This window comes from Lysinibacillus sp. K60 (assembly GCF_019731275.1).
Classification (GTDB): Bacteria; Bacillota; Bacilli; order Bacillales_A; family Planococcaceae; genus Lysinibacillus; species Lysinibacillus capsici.
The window spans coordinates 94,520-118,050 of sequence record NZ_JAASJR010000007.1 but is presented as its reverse complement, the minus strand read 5'-3'; the positions used below and the strand labels follow the sequence as shown (position 1 = coordinate 118,050).

19 protein-coding genes and 1 other annotated feature are annotated in these 23,531 nt (G+C 40.1%); of the genes, 11 read left to right on the top strand and 8 right to left on the bottom strand.

Annotated elements, in window-relative coordinates; translation table 11 throughout:
* Nucleotides 1-21 precede the first annotated feature (21 nt).
* Together HCH28_RS16040 and HCH28_RS16035 are read right to left on the bottom strand one after the other, a co-directional pair.
* Nucleotides 22-741 (bottom strand): metallophosphoesterase family protein, encoded by a 720-nt coding sequence (locus HCH28_RS16040; RefSeq protein ID WP_221682146.1) that lies wholly within the window; start codon nt 739-741, stop codon nt 22-24.
* Nucleotides 742-857: 116 nt separating this feature from the next.
* Nucleotides 858-2,462 (bottom strand): ABC-F family ATP-binding cassette domain-containing protein, encoded by a 1,605-nt coding sequence (locus HCH28_RS16035; protein WP_221682137.1) that lies wholly within the window; start codon nt 2,460-2,462, stop codon nt 858-860.
* 595 nt (nt 2,463-3,057) lie between these two features.
* On the opposite strand from HCH28_RS16035, the gene HCH28_RS16030 reads away from it, so the two are divergent.
* The 5 genes from HCH28_RS16030 to recQ all read left to right on the top strand — a co-directional run bounded on the left by HCH28_RS16030 (nt 3,058) and on the right by recQ (nt 11,407).
* Nucleotides 3,058-4,944: an FAD-dependent oxidoreductase gene (locus tag HCH28_RS16030; protein ID WP_221682129.1), complete on the top strand. Its 1,887-nt coding sequence runs from the start codon at nt 3,058-3,060 to the stop codon at nt 4,942-4,944.
* An 81-nt stretch (nt 4,945-5,025) separates the two neighbouring features.
* Nucleotides 5,026-5,245: a binding site (T-box leader), on the top strand.
* A gap of 44 nt (nt 5,246-5,289) precedes the next feature.
* Complete coding sequence (argS, locus tag HCH28_RS16025) at nt 5,290-6,963, top strand: arginine--tRNA ligase (RefSeq protein ID WP_221682120.1); 1,674 nt, start codon at nt 5,290-5,292, stop codon at nt 6,961-6,963.
* A gap of 130 nt (nt 6,964-7,093) precedes the next feature.
* Entirely contained in the window at nt 7,094-8,269 is a 1,176-nt protein-coding gene (locus tag HCH28_RS16020; protein WP_221682118.1) for an MFS transporter, read from the top strand.
* A 254-nt stretch (nt 8,270-8,523) separates the two neighbouring features.
* Nucleotides 8,524-9,627, top strand: coding sequence for a TcaA NTF2-like domain-containing protein (locus HCH28_RS16015; RefSeq protein WP_221682116.1), 1,104 nt, complete (start codon nt 8,524-8,526; stop codon nt 9,625-9,627).
* 7 nt (nt 9,628-9,634) lie between these two features.
* Nucleotides 9,635-11,407 (top strand): DNA helicase RecQ, encoded by a 1,773-nt coding sequence (gene recQ / locus HCH28_RS16010; RefSeq protein ID WP_221682114.1) that lies wholly within the window; start codon nt 9,635-9,637, stop codon nt 11,405-11,407.
* A gap of 61 nt (nt 11,408-11,468) precedes the next feature.
* On the opposite strand, the gene msrA is transcribed toward recQ, so the two are convergent.
* The gene (gene msrA, locus HCH28_RS16005) at nt 11,469-11,999 is read right to left on the bottom strand and encodes a peptide-methionine (S)-S-oxide reductase MsrA (RefSeq protein ID WP_221682366.1); all 531 of its coding nucleotides are present in this window, start codon (nt 11,997-11,999) and stop codon (nt 11,469-11,471) included.
* 165 nt (nt 12,000-12,164) lie between these two features.
* On the opposite strand from msrA, the gene HCH28_RS16000 reads away from it, so the two are divergent.
* The 3 genes from HCH28_RS16000 to HCH28_RS15990 all read left to right on the top strand — a co-directional run bounded on the left by HCH28_RS16000 (nt 12,165) and on the right by HCH28_RS15990 (nt 14,846).
* Entirely contained in the window at nt 12,165-13,115 is a 951-nt protein-coding gene (locus HCH28_RS16000) for an LCP family protein (protein ID WP_221682112.1), read from the top strand.
* Between the two features lie 64 nt (nt 13,116-13,179).
* Nucleotides 13,180-14,379: an AI-2E family transporter gene (locus HCH28_RS15995; protein ID WP_004230045.1), complete on the top strand. Its 1,200-nt coding sequence runs from the start codon at nt 13,180-13,182 to the stop codon at nt 14,377-14,379.
* A gap of 101 nt (nt 14,380-14,480) precedes the next feature.
* On the top strand, nt 14,481-14,846 hold the full coding sequence (locus HCH28_RS15990) for a cupin domain-containing protein (RefSeq protein ID WP_221682110.1): 366 nt from the start codon (nt 14,481-14,483) through the stop codon (nt 14,844-14,846).
* Between the two features lie 47 nt (nt 14,847-14,893).
* On the opposite strand, the gene HCH28_RS15985 is transcribed toward HCH28_RS15990, so the two are convergent.
* Nucleotides 14,894-16,069: an aminotransferase class I/II-fold pyridoxal phosphate-dependent enzyme gene (locus tag HCH28_RS15985; protein WP_221682108.1), complete on the bottom strand. Its 1,176-nt coding sequence runs from the start codon at nt 16,067-16,069 to the stop codon at nt 14,894-14,896.
* 232 nt (nt 16,070-16,301) lie between these two features.
* On the opposite strand from HCH28_RS15985, the gene HCH28_RS15980 reads away from it, so the two are divergent.
* Nucleotides 16,302-17,183, top strand: a complete 882-nt coding sequence (locus tag HCH28_RS15980) for an aminoglycoside 6-adenylyltransferase (RefSeq protein ID WP_221682100.1) — start codon at nt 16,302-16,304, stop codon at nt 17,181-17,183.
* Between the two features lie 14 nt (nt 17,184-17,197).
* Nucleotides 17,198-18,013 carry an ATP-binding protein gene (locus tag HCH28_RS15975; protein ID WP_221682098.1) on the top strand — a complete coding sequence of 272 codons (816 nt, stop codon included), beginning with the start codon at nt 17,198-17,200 and terminating at the stop codon, nt 18,011-18,013.
* Nucleotides 18,014-18,059: 46 nt separating this feature from the next.
* Here HCH28_RS15975 and HCH28_RS15970 read toward each other — a convergent pair whose 3' ends face one another.
* Nucleotides 18,060-18,854, bottom strand: coding sequence for an enoyl-CoA hydratase/isomerase family protein (locus HCH28_RS15970; protein WP_004230036.1), 795 nt, complete (start codon nt 18,852-18,854; stop codon nt 18,060-18,062).
* A gap of 367 nt (nt 18,855-19,221) precedes the next feature.
* Between HCH28_RS15970 and HCH28_RS15965 the strand changes: the two genes are divergently transcribed.
* Nucleotides 19,222-20,097 carry a tyrosine-type recombinase/integrase gene (locus HCH28_RS15965; RefSeq protein ID WP_221682096.1) on the top strand — a complete coding sequence of 292 codons (876 nt, stop codon included), beginning with the start codon at nt 19,222-19,224 and terminating at the stop codon, nt 20,095-20,097.
* A gap of 43 nt (nt 20,098-20,140) precedes the next feature.
* On the opposite strand, the gene HCH28_RS15960 is transcribed toward HCH28_RS15965, so the two are convergent.
* The 3 genes from HCH28_RS15960 to HCH28_RS15950 form a co-directional block, all read right to left on the bottom strand.
* Nucleotides 20,141-20,995, bottom strand: coding sequence for a transglutaminase family protein (locus HCH28_RS15960; RefSeq protein ID WP_221682078.1), 855 nt, complete (start codon nt 20,993-20,995; stop codon nt 20,141-20,143).
* 61 nt (nt 20,996-21,056) lie between these two features.
* The gene (locus HCH28_RS15955) at nt 21,057-22,022 is read right to left on the bottom strand and encodes an alpha-E domain-containing protein (protein WP_221682076.1); all 966 of its coding nucleotides are present in this window, start codon (nt 22,020-22,022) and stop codon (nt 21,057-21,059) included.
* Nucleotides 21,976-23,466, bottom strand: a complete 1,491-nt coding sequence (locus HCH28_RS15950; RefSeq protein ID WP_221682074.1) for a circularly permuted type 2 ATP-grasp protein — start codon at nt 23,464-23,466, stop codon at nt 21,976-21,978. Before HCH28_RS15950 ends, HCH28_RS15955 begins: the two co-directional genes overlap by 47 nt.
* Nucleotides 23,467-23,531: the final 65 nt, after the last annotated feature.

Here is a 23,531-nt window from a genome sequence, read left to right as displayed (position 1 = left end):
CCTTTTTTGATTGTGACGGTACTAAGCATTTCGATAGTTGGCAAACATAATTTCATTATAATACTGATCTAATTGAGGCATACCCAGCTCTTTTGCGATCATTAGCTCAGCCTCTCGGTCATATGCTACTCTAATAAATTGGATGGCATTGTTTGACTGTGTTCTATCTAGAATGGCATAGGAAGCAGAAGTTAGGTCAAGTGAATTACCAACACTTCCTACATTACAAAGAATTCCTTGTTTATATGTATGTAAAAAAGTTGTATGGATATCGCCATAGAACACAATATCAGGTTGTTTCTTGTAATGGATTGAGTTGGTTACTGCATTATTCTCAAACATAGATAAACGCTTTTCAAGCGGATGACTCGGTAAGATACGTTCAAACTCGCTCCTTGGAGACGCATGGAAAAATCTAATGAGCTGTTCATTTAATTCAAGATCAATATGGAAGGGTAATGACCCGAGATATTGATAGTCTTTTGCTGTTAATCGATCTTTAAACCATTGGAGAAAATCATTGTCAGTAGGGGATTGAATAAATACGTCCCAATTGCCTCGTACGACTTGTTCACAATTTTGTTGGATAAGTTCAATACAGGCAGATCCTTGAGGGCCCTTGCCGATTAAATCACCTAAACAAAAAATTCTGTCAATCTTTCTTAAGCGAATGTCTTTTAATACGGCCTCTAATGCCGTTTTATTCCCATGAATATCTGATATAATTGCAATTTTCTTCACGAAGCTTACCCCCTCATTAATGCTATACTAAATAATTCAATAAAAATCCTTTTAATCCTTTAAAAACAAAGACAAAAAAACCTCTACCTACTTTGGGTAGAGGTTTTTTGTAAAGCCTAGCTTAAGCCTTGGCTATCTTTCCACTCTAGGAATTCATCATATGTTAACTGCTTATCTAAAATAGAGCCGTCTTCACGGATTTCGATGACACGGTTAGCAATTGTTTGGATGAACTGATGGTCATGTGATGTGAAAATCATTGCGCCTTTAAAACGAATTAAGCCTTCGTTCAATGCTTGAATAGATTCAAGGTCAAGGTGGTTCGTTGGTTCATCTAATAAAATAACATTTGCTGTCGCAAGCATCATTTTCGATAGCATACAACGTACTTTTTCGCCTCCAGAAAGAACAGCAGGAGATTTCTTCACTTCTTCACCAGAGAATAGCATACGTCCTAGGAAACCACGTAGGAAGCTTTCTGTTTCATCGTCTGGCGAATATTGACGTAACCATTCTACTAATGTTTTTTCAGAACCTTCGAAGTACTTGTCATGATCGTTTTCGAAGTAGCTTTGAGATGTCGTTACACCCCATTTGAATGTGCCAGCATCCGCTTCTTTTTCTTCCATTAAAATATCAAGAAGTGCTGTTTTCGCCATTGGGCTACCAAGTAAAACAATTTTATCTTCTTTGTTCATCGAGAAGCGCATGTCCTTGAATAGTGTTTCGCCTTCATGACTTGCCGTTAGACCGTCTACTGTTAGGACATCGTTACCAATTTCACGGCCGATTTGGAAGTTGATGAATGGATATTTACGGCTTGATGGCTTAATATCATCCAGCTCAATTTTATCCAGCATTTTTTTACGAGATGTTGCTTGCTTCGATTTAGAAGCATTGGCAGAGAAACGTGCGATAAACGCTTGTAATTCTTTAATTTTCTCTTCTTTTTTCGAATTTTGGTCTTGTGCCATTTTTTGCGCCAATTGAGAAGATTCATACCAGAAATCATAGTTCCCTACATATAATTGGATTTTAGAGAAGTCCAAATCCGCAATATGTGTACATACTTTATTTAAGAAGTGACGGTCATGGGATACAACAATAACTGTATTTTCAAAGTTAATCAGGAACTCTTCCAGCCACTGAATTGCCTTTAAGTCAAGGTGGTTGGTAGGCTCATCGAGTAATAGTACATCAGGCTGACCAAACAGTGCCTGTGCCAGTAATACTTTCACTTTGTCAGAACCTTCAAGATCGCCCATTAGCATGTAATGAAGATCATCGGAGATACCTAAACCGTTTAGTAGTGTAGCCGCTTCTGAATCAGCTTCCCAACCGTTTAGCTCTGCAAATTCACCTTCTAACTCTGCAGCACGCATGCCATCCTCATCGGAGAAATCTTCCTTTGCATAGATAGCATCTTTTTCTGTTTTCACGTCATATAGGCGTTTATTCCCCATAATAACTGTGTCGAGCACTGTATGCTCATCGTATTCGAAGTGGTTCTGTTTCAGGACAGATAAACGTTCGTCCTTACCCATCGATACATTTCCTTCCTGCGCTTCAATTTCACCAGAAAGAATTTTTAAAAATGTTGATTTACCAGCACCATTTGCCCCAATTAAACCGTAGCAATTGCCTGGTGTGAATTTTATATTTACGTCTTCAAATAGTTTACGATCGCCATAGCGAAGACCTACATTACTAACTTGAATCATGCAAGTTCCTCCTTTTTTTCACAATGGCTCTAGTATAGCATGAAATATGTTCCATAGTCTATAAACATTATTAAATCAAGGTTTGGCGTTCTTTTCACATTTTTTGTTAAACATAAACTGAATAAAGATACAATAAAAAAGTTAAATTTGGTGTAACTTTCTTTGAGAGTGAGACGTCTATATTGTAGTGTGATTAACTATTTTTGAAAAAGAATAGAAAAATGACATCATTTACCACGGGGATTTTAGTTGCTTATTCACAAAGGTTTCGTCTAAAATGATTCTGACTGTTTATATATCAAGTAAATCATCACTGGTGCCCACAAGCCCATCCCCGTTTTGAATGCCAGCTATTTGTGGCTCTTTCATTTATACTAGATAGATGTTGCTAAAGTTAGACTAAAAACATCACAATCCTCATAAATGATTTCATTCATTTATCTTGATGATAATTTCATAAAAAATGCTGTAAGCCAATGAATTATTCGTTGTTGGTAATGATATGCCTGCGTTCAACTAGGACATTCAGCCCTTGTGGCGGGAATGATGATTAAATAAACACATCGATGGAAATTTTAACAATTGGAGGTATATTATGGGTAAGGGCTTATTATGGACAGCCACTTGTGTAATAGTAGTTTTACTTGGGTTTGGTAGCTACTATTTTATTAAAGAAATAACAAACTCTATGGCATACAATAAATTAGTAGATGAGTATAAAAAGCCAGAACCAATTGAACATATAGAGGAAGAATATGATGTTATTGTCATCGGTGGTGAACCAGAGGGTGTGGCTGCGGCTGTGGCTGCTGCTCGAAATGGTGCGAAAACATTGCTGGTCGAAAAACGACAAGAGTTAGGTGGATTATTTACATATGGTATGCTGAATTTCCTCGACATTCCTCGTAATGGCCATAACAAATCGATTAGTGAGGGAATATTTAAGGAATGGCATGAGCTTGTTAGAGGGAATGACGCTTTTGGCATTGTAGGTGCTAAGGCAGCCTTTAAAAAGCTGATCGATGAAGAGCCCAACTTAACTTTATCCGTGCAAACCGAGGTTGTGAAAGCGAATGTCAAACAACAACAATTAACGTCTGTGGAATTAAAAAATGAGTACGGTACATATGTTGTGACGGGGAAATCATTTATAGATGCTACACAGGATGCTGATTTTGCTGCCTTGTCGGGCGTTCCTTTCTTTGTGGGTGGAGAAGATATTGGCATAAAGGATAAGCGTATGGCTGTGACGTTAATGCTACATTTAAAAAATGTCAATTGGGATGAAGTCAAAAAAGCGGCTAATTCTGGTGTATTTGGCGGTGCTAATTTAAATCATACGGTGATGTGGGGCTTTACAAAGCTGCATGATGAATACAAGCCATTACAAGAGGGCACAAGATTACGAGGCTTAAACTTAGCTCGTGTAGATGATGAATATTTCATCAATGCCTTACAGATTTTTGGTATTGATGGCTTGAATGAATCCTCAAAACAAGCGGCGATTGTCGCTGGGAAGAAAGAAACGTTACACATTCTAAAATATTTACAAACAAACTTCCCAGGGTTTGAAAAGGCTGAAATTGTCAGCTATCCAGAAGAACTCTACGTCCGAGAAACGAGACACATTTGGGCAGAGTATCAATTACCAATGGCAGACCTGTGGAAAAATAGTGATCAGTGGGATAGCATTGGCATTGCCTCTTATCCAGTCGATGTGCAAGCGCAAACGCCTCATGATTACGGCTATGTGATCGCTGCACCAAAGCAATATGCTATTCCTTTCCGTTCGTTAGTACCGAAGGATATTGATGGCTTACTGGTTGTCGGACGCTCTGCTGGTTATTCATCACTTGCAGCTGGTAGTGCACGTATTGTTCCAACAGGGATGGTAACTGGTGAAGCGGCTGGGACTGCGGCTGCTCTTGCACAGAAGCACGATGTAACCTTTAGAGACATGAGTAAGGATAAACCATTAATCGCTACATTACGAAAGCAATTGGCTAAACAAGGTGCCTATGTTGATTCATTTTCAATTGAGTATCCATATCAAGGAGAATGGTATGATGAAGCCATTCAAACGCTCATTAATTACGGCCTTGTAGTGGGCGGCTATGATAATGACTTAAAAGTAAACAGTAAGGCGACGAAAATAAAGTTTGCTAAAATGTTAAAAGAGAGTATGTTACGTGCTGGTGGAGAAAGTGGATCAGGAATGAAGGACCAACTCGAAATTGTCATCAATAAGGTTTATAATCAAGGTGATGAAGCTATTGAGCGAGATGAGCTGGCTCAATATTTGGCCGACGTCCTATTCGGTGAATCCAATGCGACAAGCTGGGATACATTAGTAGAAAAAGGAATTATCACGGAGAAAGTAGCGAAGAAAGTCTCTGACAATAAGGAATTAAAATTAAAAGAGATGTATGCCATTATGGCTGATGTGATTCAGTATGTAGAAAAAAAACGTTCCTCCTTGTGAGGAGCGTTTTTTGCTGAAACGGCAACGTAAAAAATGGTTGACGCCAATAAGGAAATCCTGTAATGTATGTCAAAATCATAGAAAAATTCGATGAAAAAGAGAGTAATTGATGGGATGACTGGCAAGCGAGTTAGGGATGGTGGGAGCCTAATGCAGGAACCATGAATGAAGCGCACTTTGGAGAAGGTTCTCGAACAAGTAGTAGAGAATAGCGGGGCGTCACCTCGTTAACAATGGAAAGTGGTCATGTTACATGACAACTAGAGTGGTACCACGGGATTATCATGCTCTCGTCTCTAATTATAGAGGCGAGGGCTTTTTTATTTGAACAGGAGGAGGAGTAAAATGAATCAACTAATCGCCAACAGTATAGCGGTCGCATTAAAGCAACAAATAATAGGAGAGGAAATAGTGTCATTATTAGAAAAACCCAAAAGTTTGGAGCTTGGGGACGTAGCCTTTCCATGCTTTACTCTAGCAAAAGTGTGGAAAAAATCACCGCAAAGTATCGCAGCACATATTGCAAGTCAAATAAATCATGACAGCATTGAGCGTGTGCAAGCTGTTGGTGGCTATGTCAATATTTTTCTCGATCAACAAAAGGTGACCCAACAGGTGTTAAGCAAGATTCTGCGCGACAAGCAACAATATGGTACTACTCCAACAAAGGTGGGAGCGGTCGTCTTGGATTTTTCCTCTCCTAATATCGCAAAGCCTTTCTCAATGGGACATTTACGTTCAACGGTCATCGGCAATGCCTTAGCAAATATTGCAGAAAAAAATGGCTATCAAGCCATTCGTATTAATCATTTAGGGGACTGGGGTACACAGTTTGGCAAGCTTATTGTTGCTTATCAGCTTTGGGGTGATAAACAGGCCATTTCAGCGTCACCGATAGAGGAGTTATTAAAGATTTATGTGAAGTTTCATGAAGAGGCAGAGCAAGACCCAACGCTCAATGAACAGGCTCGTGCCGCCTTTAAAGCATTGGAGGACGGTAATGAAGAGGCACAGGCATTATGGCAATGGTTCCGAGATGTGTCATTCGTAGAATTTCAAACAATATATGAGCTATTAGGAATTCATTTTGATGCCTTAACAGGTGAAGCCTTTTACAATGACAAAATGCCGTCCGTTGTAACAGAATTAAAAGAAAAAGGGCTCCTCGTGGAATCAGAAGGTGCGTATGTGGTGGAGATGGAGGAGATGCCTCCATGTTTAATAAAGAAAACGGATGGGGCCACGCTTTATGCGACGCGTGATTTAGCAGCTGCCCTGTATCGCCAACAGCACTACCAGCCCCAAAAGATGTTCTACGTTGTTGGCAATGAGCAGTCCCTCCACTTTAAACAACTTTTTCAGGTCATCGAAAAAATGGGCTATCCTTGGGCAAAGAATTTGCAACATGTGTCATTTGGCATGATGCTGAAGGATGGTAAAAAAATGTCGACGCGTAAAGGCAAAGTGGTGCTATTAGCTGATGTACTAGCAGAAGCTATAACGACAGCACAGCGTAATATGGAACAGAAAAATCCTTCTCTGCCTAATAAAGAGCAAGTCGCAAAGCAAGTGGGGGTTGGAGCGGTAATTTTTAATGATTTAAAAGCCCATCGTCTAAACGATATTGAATTTTCAATCGAGCAAATGATGAATTTTGAAGGCGAAACAGGGCCATACGTACAATATACATATGCACGTATTTGCTCTATTTTAGATAAAGCGAAAGCTCCGACTCAAGATATATTATTCAAATCTTTAGGAGAGCAGGCTTGGCCGATGATCCTATTATTAGAACAGTTTCCTAAAACGGTAGCTATGGCTTTTGAGCAGGCTGATCCGTCCCAAATAGCGAAGTATGCCTTACAACTGGCACGTTTATTTAATAAATATTATGCACAGTACAAAATATTAGCAGAGGACGAACAGCAAGCATCCCGTCTTGCTCTATGTCAGAGTGTTGCGATTGTTTTAAAAGAGTCATTAGCCTTATTAGGTATTGAATCACCTGAAAATATGTAAGAAGCATTAGCCATTTAAAGATAAACTGTCCAATCATTGACCATCCATCGAAAACATGATAAAAGGATAGAGGAATCCATGCAAGCTTTTCATAAATAAAGGCAGCGTATTAATAGAGAGGATCAAACAAATGGCTAAAAAACATTGGACCGTATCACTCACCTTCGTGGTCATTAGTATATTTTTTGTAGCTCTTAATATGAGACCAGCTGTCACGGGAATAGGACCGCTTTTTAATATCCTCATGACATCCTTACAAGTCTCGAATACAAGCATGAGCTTTCTCACTGCTATCCCCGTTTTTTGTATGGGATTATTTGCACCTTTGGCTGTCCCGCTTCAGCGAAAAATGGGCACGAAATCAGCTATCACCCTTTTAATGGCGATCCTTGTCGTCGCGAATGGGCTACGCTTTTTCCAAGCAAGTTATCTCTTGCTCATCGTGACAAGCTTTGCGGCAGGCTTAGCGATTGCAATGATTGGTCCTATTCTAAATGCTTATATTAAGAAAAAGTTTCCAGAACGCTTTACGACAGTAGTCGGTATCTATTCATTCGGTATTGGCGTAGGGGCTACCTTAAGTGCAGCCTTAACCGTGACTTTTTATCAGGGTTTCAGTAATAGTTGGACAATCGCCCTTGGCATGTGGTCAATCCTTGCTATAGTTGCTCTCGTTATCTGGCTAGCGGCAATTCCATCCGAACACAACGAGCAACTCCAACAAGTAACTACGTCAGAAGAAGTCCGTAATCCGTGGACATCTAGACGTGCTTGGGTAATTTTACTGTACTTTGGTTTACAAACATCACTCTTTTTCTCAATTATGTCATGGCTTACGCCGCTATTGCAGGATAAAGGCCTGTCATTAGAGGCATCCAGTGCCATGCTAACAATTATGTCTATTGTACAAATGATAGGTAATATGGCGGTCCCAATTCTCATGGAAAAATGGCCAAGTCGAATGGCCTGGCTACTAGTGTTTAGCTTTGTTGGCGTGATTAGTTTTATGCTACTCTGGCTGACAGCGGGTATTTACCTATGGCTGGCTGTTTTATTAATTGGTATTGTGCTAAGTGGGCTATTTCCAATCGGACTATTGTTGCCTCTTGATGAAGCCAAAAATGATCAGGAGGCCACTAGTTGGTCATCTATGGTGCTGGCAGGTGGCTTTATGGTAAGTGCCATTATCCCCATTCTAATAGGCGTTTGCTATGACCTAACAGGCAACCATACATGGACGTATCTGATCTTTGTATTATTAATGCTCGGCATTCTAGTAACGACAGGACTATTAAGGAAAAAATGATTGTCAGAGACATGTGTCAGGTTGCACATGTCTTTTTATGTGAAAATTATTTTGAGGGTATGATATCCTTCCATCCTCACAGCAAATTTTGGCTTCCATCAATATTAATGGGTAGAAAGAAATGACTTTAAGGTAGTTGCTGCATTTTTCTAATATTATTCAATTTATAATAATATTATGTAAACTTGAAACATTACTAGTCCTTGATTATGATAGAGAAGAGAGAATGTAGAATAGAAAGTTTTGGTGAAGGTATGTATAAAAAAGTGCTCATTTTAGGAGCGACAGCTTTTCTTGTCGCAGGCTGCGACAGTCAAATAGGGACAAGATGGTTTCAAAATAAAAAGGCAGAGGTGGAAACAGAGGGAGCTGTGACGAAGCAACAGGAAAAAATTGTCCCAGAGGTCAAAGTGATTGGAGAGCATGGTGTTGGAGCAGGCATTATTATCAGACAACAGGATGATCAACTGTATATTTTAACGAATGGTGCACTAGTGGCATCCAAACCAACTGCCCTTGTTCAATTTGATCATGACAAGCTGGTAGCAGCAACTATTCATGTCATGTCAACAGCCTATAATTTGGCCCTGTTACGAGTAACCTATCAAGCGGAAGTGCAAGTGCCTAATTTATATGAAGGAGAGCTAAATCAGCTGGCTGTTTATGTGAATGGCTTACCCTATACGATTCAAAAATACCAAGATAGAGTAGCGGCCTATTATATAAAAGCGGAACAATCGATCCCTCTAGGAAGCCCTGTCATGGAGGCTGAAAACGGAGCCATTGTCGGATTATATTTTAATCGACAACAGCAAGGACAGTCACAGCCATACATATTGCCTATAAAGGAATTCCAAGCATCCATCGATGAATGGATTGAGGAGGGCATGACAGCCAGTGTACGACTTTCCCAATCGAAAAACTTATACCCCTATATTGAACAAGGGGATAAAGAAGCTGTACAGCAAGCCATCGAACAATATGGAGAAAATATATTTGCGTATAATACCGATGAAATTAAGCTATTTTTAGATACGTTTCACAAGCATTTAAAGGGGGCGGTGACAACCCAGGATGCAAGTGTTATGAAACCGATTGTCGGAACAGAGGCTATACAAGAAACCTTGGCTAGTATGGTTGCCTATTATGCTTCCAAGCAAGCCAAAATTCATTTCTCAGACACGGATATTCAGGCAATTCGCGTAGAAGGACAGCGTCTTATCGTCCAGGCTAAAACGGAATATATCCTGACGAATGCTGCTGGACAGGAGGCACTTGCCTACTCCAACATGTTGTATGAGTTAGAAAAAAATGAACAGGGCGAGTACAAGCTACTTGGTCTCACAAACAAGGAGTGAATTTTGCATGGAGCAAGCTAGACAAATGCTACAGCATCATTTTGGCTATGATACCTTTCGCCAAGGTCAAGCCCAAATTATTGAACAAACATTACGAGGGCAGTCAAGTCTTTGTGTCATGCCAACAGGTGGAGGGAAATCCATTTGCTATCAAATTCCAGCGTTAATGCTTGAGGGGTTAACCATCGTGATTTCGCCACTGATTTCACTGATGCAAGATCAGGTGGAGGCTTTACGTACAGCAAATATTCCAGCAGCCTATATCAATAGTACGCTGACAGCACAGGAAGTGGATGAAACCATGCAGCTTGCCAGTGCGGGTTATTTAAAGCTCCTCTATATTGCACCTGAGCGTCTGGAAAGTACTACGTTTCTTCAAGCATTGTCGAATTTATCTGTCCCTTTACTTGCGATTGACGAGGCTCATTGTATATCGCAATGGGGGCATGATTTTAGACCAAGCTATCGTTCGATCCACAAGCTTTTTACACTATGGCCACAAAAACCCACTGTTTTAGCGCTGACAGCCACTGCTACTCCAACAGTTTGTGATGATATTCGTCAATTGTTAGCGATTGATGAGCAGGCAACGGTCATGACAGGCTTTTCACGTGAGAATTTGGCACTTTCGGTGTTAATTGGTGAAAATAAAGAACGTTATGTAAAAAATTATGTACAACAAAATAAACAGGAAGTGGGCATCATTTATGCAGCTACTCGAAAAGCTGTGGATGCCATTTATGATGTGCTGAGTCGCTCTGGTGAAGACGTAGCAAAATATCATGCAGGTCTTTCAGAAAACTTGCGAATGGCTGAGCAGGAGCGGTTTTTAAAAGATGAGGCACGTATCATGGTGGCAACGAATGCTTTTGGTATGGGTATTGATAAAAGTAATGTGCGCTTTGTGTTGCATTATCAAATGCCTCGTAATATGGAGAGCTATTACCAGGAAGCGGGTCGTGCTGGCCGAGATGGTCTGCCAAGTGCTTGTATTTTATTGTATGCTTCAGGGGACGTTCAAACACAGCGTTTTCTTATCGAACAGTCACAGGATGAGGCTCGTATTACACAGGAGCTAGCTAAACTCCAAACAATGGTCGATTATTGCCATACTGAGGGCTGCTTACAGAATGCGATTTTAGCGTATTTTGGAGAAGTAGAGGAGGAGCCGTGTGGGCGGTGTAGTAACTGTATTGACGGGCGAGCAGTGACGGATGTGACAGAGGATGCGCAAAAGGTGCTGGCCTGTGTTGTGCGTATGGGACAAAAATTCGGTAAGACCATGGTGGCGCAGGTGTTAATTGGCTCTAAAAATCAAAAGATAGCTGAATTTGGCTTTGCCCGTTTATCGACCTATGGCATTTTAAAAGGACAATATGCCTCAAAGGATGTCTCTAACTTTATCGAATTTTTAATTGCAGAGGGCTTGCTGGCCGTGAAGCATGGTACATTCCCTACAATTTATGTATCAGCTGAAGGCAAGGAAGTGCTACTTGGTAATCGACAGGTCATGCGCAAGGAAGCTGTCACAGTGAAGAAGCTAGTGGATAATGATCCATTATTTGAACACTTACGGGTATTACGCAAAGAGATTGCCGATGAGGAAAAGGTACCACCATTTGTTGTATTTTCCGATAAAACGTTACGTGATTTATGTGATAAGAGACCAACTGTATTGGAGGATTTACGACAAGTGAGTGGTATAGGGGAAGTAAAATTTGAGAAGTATGGTCAACGCTTTTTTGACGCACTACAATCGTTTTTAGAAGCCTCTATTTAATAAATTTGTTGCGATTGTATAAAAGAGAGATGTCTCCAGCTTGTGGGACACCTCTTTTTTATTATTTTTCCCAATGCTTTGCAATGAACGTATCACGCCCAGAAACAGCCCGGTCTTGCTGATAGTGTTCTGTCTCTTTTTTATAATAATCCTGGTGATAATCCTCTGCTGGGTAAAAGCGTTCAGCATCGCGAATTTTGGTTACAATAGGTTTATCAAAGCGTCCACTATTGGCAAGTTTTTCTTTCGAGGCCTCTGCGATTTGCTTTTGCTCATCTGTATAGGTAAAGATTGCGGTAGTATAGGATTCACCACGGTCATGGAACTGTCCATACGCATCTGTCGGATCAATTTGCATCCAATAAATATCAAGGAGCTGCTCATAACTAAAAATAGCAGGGTCGAATTCAATTTCGACTACTTCTAAATGACCTGACGTTCCTTTTTTGACATCTTCATAGGTTGGGTTTTCTAAGTGGCCACCCATATAGCCTGAAGTGACTTTATGTATACCGTCCCACTCGACGAATGGCTTGACCATACACCAAAAACAGCCGCCAGCAAATGTCGCTTTTTCTATCAATTGAATCATCCTTTCTTTTGTGAAAATATTATAGCATTGTTTGACGCCAAACTGTGCAAATGGGTGTAAAATAACGTTTAGATAGAAAAACATGGAATAGTTCCTTTTTATAATGAAACTTTCTAGCTAATCAATCGTTACATTAACTATATCAAAATAGAGGAGTTAGTTGTTATGGAAGAGCAAGATTATACAAGACGCTCCCAACGACCTAAAAAGCGTCGATTACGTAAAGGGAGAGCATTTTTTACACTATTACTATTGTGTATCATTGTGATTGTCGGCTATTCGGTCATGCAATATCGCAGCGGACTTGAGTTAGCCAACGATACCAAAGTTGCACAGGAAGAATTTACGGGTGATAGCATCAAAGGGGATATCGAAAACTATTTGATTTTAGGGGTCGATACACGTGGAGAGGAAAAATCACGGACCGATACAATGATGGTATTATCCTGGAATAAAGCAAACAACGACATTAAACTCGTATCCTTTATGCGTGATATTTACGCGGATATTCCAGGCTATCAATCCTATAAGCTTAATACAGCTTACTACCTAGATGGTGTTCAGCTATTAAAGGATACATTGACAAATATGTTTGGCCTACCAATTCATCATTATGCACTGATTGATTTTAAAAACTTTGAATCCTTAGTGGATATTTTAGCCCCAAATGGTGTGGAAATGGATGTTGAAAAGGACATGTCTGAAAATATTGGGGTAGAATTAAAGCAAGGTGTTCACCGTTTAAATGGACAGGAGCTACTAGGTTATGCGCGTTTCCGTCATGATGCAGAAGGAGATTTTGGGCGTGTTGCACGTCAGCAAAAAGTGATTGAAGCATTAAAAACAGAGTTATTAACACCTACGAATATGTTGCATTTACCAAAATTTGTTGGGGCGGCACAGGGCTATATCACAACAGATTATTCATCTACTGAGGAAATGCAGCAAGTGCTTAAATTGCTATCAAAGGGCAAGGTAAACATTGAGAAAGCAACCATCCCTATCGAGGGGAGCTATCAATTCCAAAACTTTAGCCATGCGGGCGATTCTATTGTCATCGATGTGGAGCAAAACAAAGCCTTTTTAAGTGATTTTTTAGGTATTTCACTAGAGTGATGTTTCGCAAAAACCAGCATTATCCTGTAATATAAAGGTAGAGCATTTGGATTGGGGTGGATATATGGAAAAAGAGAGACCAAAAGAGCGTTCAAGCCTGTTAGCAACCAAGTTTATTCGTTTTTTAGGTGGTAGAAACCTATTATTTACACTGGTAATTTTATTACTGGTGGCATGTGTTATTTTTATGTTTAATCAAGTTTCCTTTATCTTTACCCCGCTACAAGTTTTATTTGAAGTAGTCATTTTACCAGGGGTACTAGCCGTCATTGGTTACTATTTATTACGCCCATTGCTGGCGATTCTAGTACGATGGCGCATTCCAAGAATATGGGGTATTTTAATCCTCTATATTGCGGTCATTGGTGTCATTACGTTACTTGTGGTGCTAGTCTATCCGTTTTTACGCGATCAGTTTACTAATTTAGCACAGGAATTCCCAGAGTACTTCATGGCATTTACGCAAAACATTGTAGAATTCCTAAATCATTCACGTTTTAATGAGTACTTAGATAAAATTAGTTTTAATTTTGATGAAGTTTTGAATAACTTCACAACGGATATGGTAAAAACAGTGAAGGATATGGCGACCAATGTAGCACAGGGTGTGGCATCTGGTATTACTGGCTTCCTATCAACGTTAACAGGTATTTTGCTTTCACTTGTAACGGTGCCATTCATTCTGTTTTATTTACTAAAAGAGGGCGAAAAATTACCGAAATTTATGCTGAAAGTGTGCCCACCACGTATGCGTAAAGAGGTAACTGACATTTTCCATGACATGGACAAGCAAATTAGTTCGTACATACAGGGACAGATTTTAGTATCCATGTGTATTGGGGCAATGGTAACGATTGGCTTCTTAATTATTGGCATGAAGTATGCTTTATTGCTCGGCTTCCTTGCCATGATTACAAGTGTGGTGCCTTATTTAGGACCCGTTATTGCGATCACACCAGCAGTCATTATCGCTCTTGTTACATCCCCATTGATGCTGATTAAGCTAGCGATTGTATGGACAATCGTTCAGTTAATCGAAGGAAAGTTCATTTCCCCGCAAATTATGGGGAAATCACTCAGTATTCACCCGATTACGATTATCTTTGTACTATTAACGGCAGGCTCGTTATTTGGAGTCCCAGGCGTTATTTTAGGGATACCAGGCTATGCGATCTTTAAGGTACTTGTCACGCATTTATTCAAGCTCTTTAAGCAGCGCTATAATCGCTACGAAGATGACGTTCATCAAAAATATGATATCTAATAAACGACCAGCTACTGCTAGCAACGCAGTAGCTGGTTTTTGCTGTAGTAAACGGCATTATGCTATTCTAGTAGTAGAGTCAAAACAAGGGGGAAAAGGAAATGGCATACATACCGATTAATTTTCAAGAGAAACTGGCTAAATTTCAAGAGCATTGGTCTCCAAAGGTCATTGCTGAAATGAATAATTATCAATTCAAACTCGTCAAAGTTCAGGGGGATTTTGTTTGGCATAAGCATGAGGATACGGATGAGGTGTTTATCGTCCTTGAGGGGCAATTAATTATCGAATTTCGAGATGGTCAGGTAAGCTTGCATGCAGGAGAGATGTTTGTTGTTCCTCGCAATGTGGAACATAAACCCTTTGCAGCTTCAGAGTGTAAAATTCTGCTTGTAGAGCCAATGGGTGTCGTGAATACAGGTGAGGAGCAATCAGCGCTTACCGCTGAAAATGATGTGTGGATTTAACCTTCATAGAAAAACCCTTCCAACAAAACGTTAGAAGGGTTTTTTAATTATTGCTTTGCTAATAATTGGACTTGTGCTAAGCGATCCACTGCTTCTTGCAGAAGTTCCTTTGGTTGGACTAATGCTAAACGTAAATAGCCTTGTCCAGCTGTACCAAATACGGTTCCTGGAACTGTGACAACGCCTACTTGTTCAATCAATTGAAAGGCTAATTCTGTGCAATCGATAGCATAGGGATATTTAGCCCATACGAACATTCCCCCATCAGAGGGTGCTGCTTCCCAGCCTAAAGCTTCTAAACCATTCATCAGCGTTTTATGGCGCTCTGAGAAAGTGGCACGTAAGCTTTCCGTAATTTCCTCAGCGTTATCCAATGCTACGACAGCCGCATCCTGAATTGGCTCGAAAATACCGAAATCTAAATTTGATTTTAATTGCTTAATAACCGCGATCATTTCTGCATTTCCTGCGATATAGGCAATACGTGTTCCAGCAAGGCTAAAGCTTTTAGAGAGGGAGTTAATTTCCATACCGACTTCTTTTGCTCCAGGAGCAGCTAGGAAGCTAATAGGACCATCTCCCGTAAAATAGAACTCTGAATAGGCTGCATCATGGAGGACGATGATATTATACTTTTTAGCAAAGGCAATGACTTTTTCAAAGTACGCTAATGACGGCATTGCTGGTACAGGATTTCCTGGTAAGTTTAAAATCAATAGCTTTGCTTTCTGTGCAATTTCTTCTGGTACAGCGTCTAAATCAGGTAAATAATCGTTGTCGGCTGTTTGAGGCATGTAATAAGGTGTTGCGCCAGCTAAATGAATCCCTGCGTCATACGCTACATAAGCTGGGTTTGTGGATAAGACGATGTCTCCTGGATCACAAAAGGCGATTGGTAAATGCACTAAGCCTTCTTGTGACCCAATTGTTTGAATAATTTCTGTTGCGGGATCTAAATCAACATTACTACGACGTTTATAGTAGCGACTCACCGCGTCATAAAAACGCTGTGTGCCAGTCAGTGTATAGCCGTAAGATTCAGCTAAACCTGCGCGATAGGAAAGATGCTCACGTATTTTTGCATGTGGAGGAAGATCAGGGCTTCCTAAGCTTAAGTCAATTAAGGTCATACCCTTTGCTTGCTGCTCTCGAGCAAAATTTTTCAAATCTCCGAAAATTGCTGGTTTAAATAATGACATTTTTTTAGATGGTACGATTTTCAAAACTAGTACACTCCTTGTAGTTGTATAACAGAATAGTAGTTCACATTTTATCATACTGAAGCGCAGAAAGGGACAGAAATTCTGAAAAAAGAAAATATTTATATATTGAAGAGGATGTGTGCATAGACTAGCGAAAAAAGATTTTCTACCATTGGGAGAAGCTACTATAAATTCCTTCAAAGAGGAAAGTGTATTATACTGAGTATAAAGCTTTTCAGGTGGGGTGAATCCTATGAGAACAGAACAAGAAATGTATGATTTAATCCTGGCTATCGCACAGCAGGACACTAGAATTCGAGCTGTTTACCTAAATGGCTCAAGAGCAAATCCGAATGGTCCAAGGGATATGTTTCAAGATTTTGATGTTGTGTATGTCGTAACAGACACAGCCTCTTTTTTACAAGATGACAAATGGATTCACGTATTTGGTGAGCGGCTGATGGTGCAGGAGCCTGATCGACTGGATAAGGGGCTTGGCTTGGACAAAGACTTTTCTTATAGCTATACATATTTAATGTTATTAAAGGATGGGCATCGCATTGACCTTCGCTTATTATCGACACAAGCTATGCTGAATGAGTATGGTCAAGACAAGCTGACGGTCTCTTTACTCGATAAGGATCAGCTTTTGCCACCTATCTCTCCATCTTCAGATTGTGACTATCATATTAGCCCGCCGACTGTGGGGCAATTTGCCAGCTGTACGAATGATTTTTGGTGGTGCTTACAAAATGTAGCCAAGGGTATTTGGCGGGACGAACTCCCATATGCCAAGCAAATGTTTGAGGAAACGACAAGGCAGTGCTTACATCAAATGCTCAATTGGTGGATTGGTCAGCATCATCATTTTCAATTATCTACGGGCAAAATGGGAAAGTATTTAAAAAACTATGTACCAGATAACTATTGGACATTGTATGTAAAAACCTATGCGGACGCAGACTATGCTAACATGTGGAATGCCCTGTTTGCGGCATGCACACTCTTTCGAAGTATCGCAAAGGAGGTAGCCCATCACTTTCAGTTCGCGTACCCTCATGAGGATGATGCTCATATGTCAGCCTATTTGAAGCATGTACGTTCATTACCAGCAGATGCTAAAACGATATTGTAAGGGGGAAGAGGGCAGTGAAGGTTTATTCATTAAGTGGACCAAGCGGCACAGGTAAAAGTACAAGTGCGCTTGCCTTTGCCCATAAATTAGGCGTAGAGGCCATTGTTGATGATGGATTACTCATTGTGAATGGCGTCAGGGTGGCAGGCCTTTCTGCTAAATTCGAAAAGAATACAATTACTGCTGTACGACGTGCCATTTTTACAGATCCAGTTCATCGTGAGGCTGTCCAAAAGGCGCTAGCTCATCATCAGGTACAATCTATTTTACTGATAGGCACATCAACTAAAATGACGAATAGTATTGCCAAGCAGCTAGAGCTGGGTCCGATTGAACACTATTATAATGTAGAAGATGTCCGTTCATTGAAAGAAATTCAAAAAGCACGCTTTATCCGTCAAACACAGGGCAAGCATGTTATGCCGATCCCATATAGACAAGTGGAGCAAAATTTCTTTAAACGATTGGTGCAAAAGGGCATGGAGATTTTTTCTTCGAAACGAGAAAAAATCGGGGAAACGACGATTGTACGTCCTGATTTTCAGCGGGAATATATAGAAATCAGCAAGCCTGTTTATGTACAGCTACTGACATACTGCTGTAGCCAACAGGCGATTGTACAAAAGGTCGAGCAAGCACAATTTATACTAGGGGATCAGGTTCAAGCTATCCTCACTATACAGGTGAAGTTGCCGATTGATTATCCATTAGCAGCGCGTTTAGTAGAATTACAACAAGCTGTGCAGCAAGATTTTTATCTACATTTTGGCTATGAATTAGATGCTATTCATGTACATGTAAAAACGGCTTTGCAAAAGAAAAAAGCTTAAAAAACAGGTACTCCGCTCGCACGTTGGCGTTAAGAGTACCTGTTTTTCATTTAGGCTGGCGCGTGAACTGTGGCTGGCGTTTTTCCACAAAGGCACGACAACCCTCTGCGAAATCACTGCCTACAAATGGCGAAGAGCCTTGCCATAAGGTCGGCACACTATCGAGACATTCTTGAACAGATTGCTTCACGGCAAGTAAGGATTCAGGCGACATTCCTGCAACCAGCTTACCCATTCGAATCATGTATTTATTTAAATCTTTTTCAGCTACTAGGTAGTTAAGCATTCCAAGCTTGAAGGCTTCCTCTGCTTTAAACATTCGTCCTGTAAAGACTAAATCCTTGGTTGTGGCAGGACCGACAAGCTGGACTAAACGCTGTGCAAATTTGTTATTTAAGGTAATTCCTAATTTACCGACAGGAATGCCGAGCTTGGCCTTTTCAGAGCCAATGCGGATATCGCAGGCTAAGGCTAATTCCAAGCCAGCGCCCATCGCAGGCCCATTGATAACGCCAATCGTTGGAATTGGGAGGCGCTCAATGGTAGAAATGGTTTTTTCCATATGTACGAAGGCTTCTTCAGCTTGTTCAAGAGAAATGGCATTGAACTCTTTAATATCAGAGCCCGCTGTAAAGTTTTGGCCAGAACCTCGTAAAATTAGTACTTTATTTTTCGGGTTATCTAATACTTGTAGGGCAATCTTGGCTAATTGATCCCACATGTTTGCGGTTAAAGCATTTTTTGCTTGTGGTCGATGAATCGTAATAATCGCTAGTCCAGCTGTTTCTTGATAAATAATTTTCGCATCTTCTGCTTCCAGTCGAGTCGTTTTTACTTGCATATCGGAAAGCCTCCTACATGTTAGTGTCTATCTTTATTATATAACACAATTAACCTTAAACACGAAATGATACGAATTTTCACATAAAATTGCGTTGTTATACAAGAATGTAGGGAATAGTAAGCATTTATTGTACTACAACAGGGGAGCGGAATTTACTATTGTAAGAAAGTAAAAATTATGAGAAACTACTTTAGGAACATATGTTTCTTCAATACGTAAGGGGCATTTGAATGGTAGAAGCGGGTTCATGTTATAGAAATACAGATTATCCGACATTACAATATGATAAAATGAAATTGAACCTACGCACCCAAAATATAGTAAAATATAAATAACACACGCATAGCAAACAAGGAGGTGCCATATGGTTGCACTTAGGGACGCATGGAATAGCTACTATTTATTGCTACAATCTTTGAAAAAAAGTGCTGCTACAAAAAAACAATACAATATGGATGGACAGCAATTTTTAAATTTCGCCCATAAGCAAAACTACTTGTATGTAGATCATCAATTGAAAAATTTATTACAGCTCTACTGCGACTATTTAAAGGAAACCTACAGTAATAGCAATACTTTTAACCATAAAATAGCGACATTACGAGGCTTTGTAGACTTTCTTTTTTTACGAGAATGGGTGGAGCCTTTTGATTATCAGCCTATTTTACAGCCGAAAAAAAGACAAAAAGAGGCACTGCAAGCACTGACAAACAAACAGATCATGCAAATTGCTAACGTATGGCCGACCTATTTCCAATATGCTAAAACAAAGGAGCATGCATGGCTGGCAAGACGTAATGGCTGTATCGTTCAAGTGTTGATGGAAACGGGTTGTAAGCCTGCCGAGCTCGTTCGAATGAAATGGACTCACTTTAATGAAGAAAAAGCGACTCTTTTTATTGCCAATCGAAATGGACGTCGAGAAATAAAGTGTTCACCGATCCTTATGGACATGCTGGCACAGTATAAAAAAGAGACAGCCAATTTACATGAGCAAGAGGTAGGGGAATGGGTTTGGGTAAGCGAGGCAAGTTTAACGAAGCCGATTACTACGAAAACAGTTGAACGCATTTTTCAAACGATGTCACAAGATATAGGGAAGAATGTAAGAGCCACTGACTTGCGTTATACTGTGATGCAACGGGCGTTTCAACAGGAAAAAACATTGGAGCACATTCAACTAGAAATGGGCTATGTACGGAAATGGGTGCTAACAGAAAGACAGCAGCGTCTAGAATAAAAGCGTGCAGTAATCGCGATTTATCACCATTACTGCACGCCTTTTATAAATGATTCAATGCTTTGACATTTACTTTGACTGTTAAATCATGCTTGCCTCCTGTATATACCCCTTCCACAGGGCTAATGTCACTATAATCGCGACCAATACATAAAATAATATGGTTTTCTAATACTTCCACATTATTTGTGGGATCAAGACCGATCCAGCCGATACCTGGAATCATGACTTCTACCCAGGCATGTGTAGCGATATCTCCGATAAGGGCTGAGTTTTCATCGACATATAGATAGCCACTGACATAGCGAGCTGGTATTCCTTTCGCCCGTAAAACAGCAAGCATGACATGGGTGAAATCCTGACAAACACCACGTTTTAAAGCAAATGCCTCACTTGCTGTTGTGGTTACATCGGTCGCTGTCGGGTCATACTCAAAGCTAGAATATAAATACTGCATTAAATTAAGCGAAAAGAGCACAGGATTTTCAGCATGACCGATCGCATGATAAACTTCCTCTAATTGCTGCTCTGTCATAAATGTAAAATGTGTTGCTTTTAAATACGGTAAATAATGCTCATAGAATAGCTGTGAGTGAAAGATGGTCTGCATTTCGGGCGAATATTGAATACGATGAATAAATGGTGCACGCTGAATACTAACAATTGAAGATGTATGAATTTCTAGGATTTGATGTTGCTCTGGTATATAAAAAGAACCAACTGTATTGCCCCAAATATCCGTATGCTCACGGGTTAGGGAGGATGGCGTAATGGCAATTCGATAAGATAACAATCGCTGACGCTCATCACTACGCGGCTTTAAACGAATAGTATTCAAGCTTTGATCGACTTCAGACTCATATTGAAAAATATTTGTATGCTGAATTTCAAATTTCATCGTGTCCGCTTCCTTCTGCTTACTGACTTGCCTGTTGAAAGGGAGCTGTGGTGAATTCCTTTCAAGGTTGTACGCTGGGTTCATATAAATGATAGATTGTCGAAAAGGCATCACTAAAAGCCATACATTGAGACAATCTTTCCTCCATCATTTTTAGGGTTTCCTCAATAGTCATTTGCCAAAAATCAATATGATCGATTGCAAGAACAAGGCTACTAATATCCGACTGAAGCGTTAAAAATCGTGAGGATAAAGAATCGTGTTCAATAGCCATTATGGCTTCTTCTATTTTCTTTACACAGAACATCACAGAACATGGGAAATGCTCATCTTGGACTAAATAGCGAATGACCGTTAGTAAATTGGTCTGGCGATGCTTTCGCATGAAAGATTCTCTTGCTGCAGAAAGATCCAATAAAAAGGTACCATCATCCTCTAACAGTGACGTACCTGTTAGCTTCTGTTGTTCTACGATTATAACGATCATCCGAATGGTTTTTTCTGCTCGTTCAAGCCATTTGCCGACCTGCATAAAATAGAAGGGAAGATCGCGATCCATCGAACCCTCAATTAACCCTGTCTCCATCCATAAAGTCTTTCGCACATCCTGTAAAAAATCTTGAAGGGCAATGAGTGGAATAGGTCGTTCTCTTTTTAGTATGGACTGTTGCTTTGTTAAATAAAAGGAATTTTGAATTTCCCAAAGTTCCGTTGGCATACTATCACGTGTAACTCGTGCATTTTCCCGAATAGCACGTAATGTGGCATGAAGGGCATTACCGTTTTTCTCAGAAAACAGAAGATAATCAATCAATGGGTTAACACGAATCGTTGTGTAATTTGCTAAATACTCCTCCTTAGAGGCACAAATATTTAAGACAGCCTCCCAATGATCAATATAATCATGTTCTTGTCCAGATTGCTCCAACATATTCAACAGCTGTACCTGTAATATATGTGCATTTGTTTGTGTACGTTCACTATAACGTGCCATCCAGTACAATGCGTCGGCTACTCGACTTAGCATGCTGCAATTCCTCCTTTAAAATCCACGTATCCTTTGCACCGCCCCCTTGAGATGAATTCACAACAAGAGACCCTTCTTGTAGTGCCACTCTGGATAAACCGCCAGGCAACACATAGCAATCCTCACCCTTCATAACATAGACACGTAAATCAACATGGCAAGGGTAAAATCGCCCATTCTGGAAGGCAGGTGCTCTGGACAATTTAATCGTTGGTTGTGCAATGTATTGATAGGGCTGCTCAACAATTTTTTGCTTAAATAAAGCAATCTCTTCCTTACTCGCATGTGGACCAATTAACATGTCATAGCCACCAGAGGCTCCTACGTTTTTAATAACGAGCTCGTGAATATGCTCTAGCACCCATTCACGCTGACTGTCATCTTCTAGATGATAGGTTTTCACATTTGGTAGAATAGGTTCTTCCTGTAAATAATAGCGAATCATCTCAGGCACATAGGCATACATTGCTTTATCATCTGCCACTCCATTCCCAACGGCATTCAAGATGGATACATGACCAGCTTGATAAGCAGCCATTAAATGTGGAACACCTAATAAAGAATCCTCACGAAAGACAGTAGGATCTAAAAAGTCATCATCAATCCGACGATAAATAATATCGATTTGCTGTAGGCCATAAATGGTTTTCATATAGACCTTTAAATCCTGTACAACTAAATCGCGGCCCTCCACGAGCTGGATGTTTAAATGCTGGGCTAAAAAAACATGATCGTAATACGCAGAATTGTACATGCCTGCTGTCAGGAGTACAGCTTTAGGCTCTCTTTCTGCTTGCATGGAAGGTGGGCGATGGGCAAGAAGTGCTTTTTTCATATAAGCCATTTGTTTATCAAGAGGTCGAATCGTATGCTTGGAGAAAAATTCTGGGTATACTTCCTTCATCACATCCCGATTTTCAAAGACATAGGAAATGCCAGAAGGATTGCGTAAATTATCTTCGAGTACATGATAATCGCCTTTTTCATCCCGAATTAAATCAATCCCTGCTAAAAATATATGATTCGCAATTGGTACTTGAAGTCCTCTCATGGTTGGTTTGAAATAGGGATTATTTTCAACAAGCTGTCTCGGAATAAGACCATCCTGAATGATCTTTTGTTGTCCATAAACATCCTGTAAAAATTTGTTGAGTGCCTCCACGCGCTGTTTGACACCTGCTTCAATCATGGCCCATTTGGTTTGAGGAATAATAATTGGGACACAATCAAAAGGCATGGTACGTTCTGTTCCATCTTGTGCACCATATACCGTAAATGTAATCCCTTGTCTGAGAAAGCTAGCTTGCGCTTGACGGTATTTTTCTTCAAGTTGCTCCCGCGAAAAAAAGGTTAGCTTATGATGAAAAGATCGATAATGAGGCTTTGGCTTATTGCCATCAAACATTTCATCGAAAAACAGACTAGAATCATATAAATTCATCATATGGATCGCCTCCGAATTCAAGTAGTAGAGAAAACATGTTACACTGTGAATAAATACATAAAAGG

Bases quoted from the DNA above. Each gene is read 5' to 3' on its own strand.
- HCH28_RS16035 (WP_221682137.1), bottom strand. From the start codon at position 2,462: ATGATTCAAGTTAGTAATGTAGGTCTTCGCTATGGCGATCGTAAACTA.
- HCH28_RS16030 (WP_221682129.1), top strand. From the start codon at position 3,058: ATGGGTAAGGGCTTATTATGGACAGCCACTTGTGTAATAGTAGTTTTA.
- argS (WP_221682120.1), top strand. From the start codon at position 5,290: ATGAATCAACTAATCGCCAACAGTATAGCGGTCGCATTAAAGCAACAA.
- HCH28_RS16020 (WP_221682118.1), top strand. From the start codon at position 7,094: ATGGCTAAAAAACATTGGACCGTATCACTCACCTTCGTGGTCATTAGT.
- HCH28_RS16015 (WP_221682116.1), top strand. From the start codon at position 8,524: ATGTATAAAAAAGTGCTCATTTTAGGAGCGACAGCTTTTCTTGTCGCA.
- recQ (WP_221682114.1), top strand. From the start codon at position 9,635: ATGGAGCAAGCTAGACAAATGCTACAGCATCATTTTGGCTATGATACC.
- msrA (WP_221682366.1), bottom strand. From the start codon at position 11,999: ATGATTCAATTGATAGAAAAAGCGACATTTGCTGGCGGCTGTTTTTGG.
- HCH28_RS16000 (WP_221682112.1), top strand. From the start codon at position 12,165: ATGGAAGAGCAAGATTATACAAGACGCTCCCAACGACCTAAAAAGCGT.
- HCH28_RS15995 (WP_004230045.1), top strand. From the start codon at position 13,180: ATGGAAAAAGAGAGACCAAAAGAGCGTTCAAGCCTGTTAGCAACCAAG.
- HCH28_RS15990 (WP_221682110.1), top strand. From the start codon at position 14,481: ATGGCATACATACCGATTAATTTTCAAGAGAAACTGGCTAAATTTCAA.
- HCH28_RS15980 (WP_221682100.1), top strand. From the start codon at position 16,302: ATGAGAACAGAACAAGAAATGTATGATTTAATCCTGGCTATCGCACAG.
- HCH28_RS15970 (WP_004230036.1), bottom strand. From the start codon at position 18,854: ATGCAAGTAAAAACGACTCGACTGGAAGCAGAAGATGCGAAAATTATT.
- HCH28_RS15965 (WP_221682096.1), top strand. From the start codon at position 19,222: ATGGTTGCACTTAGGGACGCATGGAATAGCTACTATTTATTGCTACAA.
- HCH28_RS15960 (WP_221682078.1), bottom strand. From the start codon at position 20,995: ATGAAATTTGAAATTCAGCATACAAATATTTTTCAATATGAGTCTGAA.
- HCH28_RS15955 (WP_221682076.1), bottom strand. From the start codon at position 22,022: ATGCTAAGTCGAGTAGCCGACGCATTGTACTGGATGGCACGTTATAGT.
- HCH28_RS15950 (WP_221682074.1), bottom strand. From the start codon at position 23,466: ATGATGAATTTATATGATTCTAGTCTGTTTTTCGATGAAATGTTTGAT.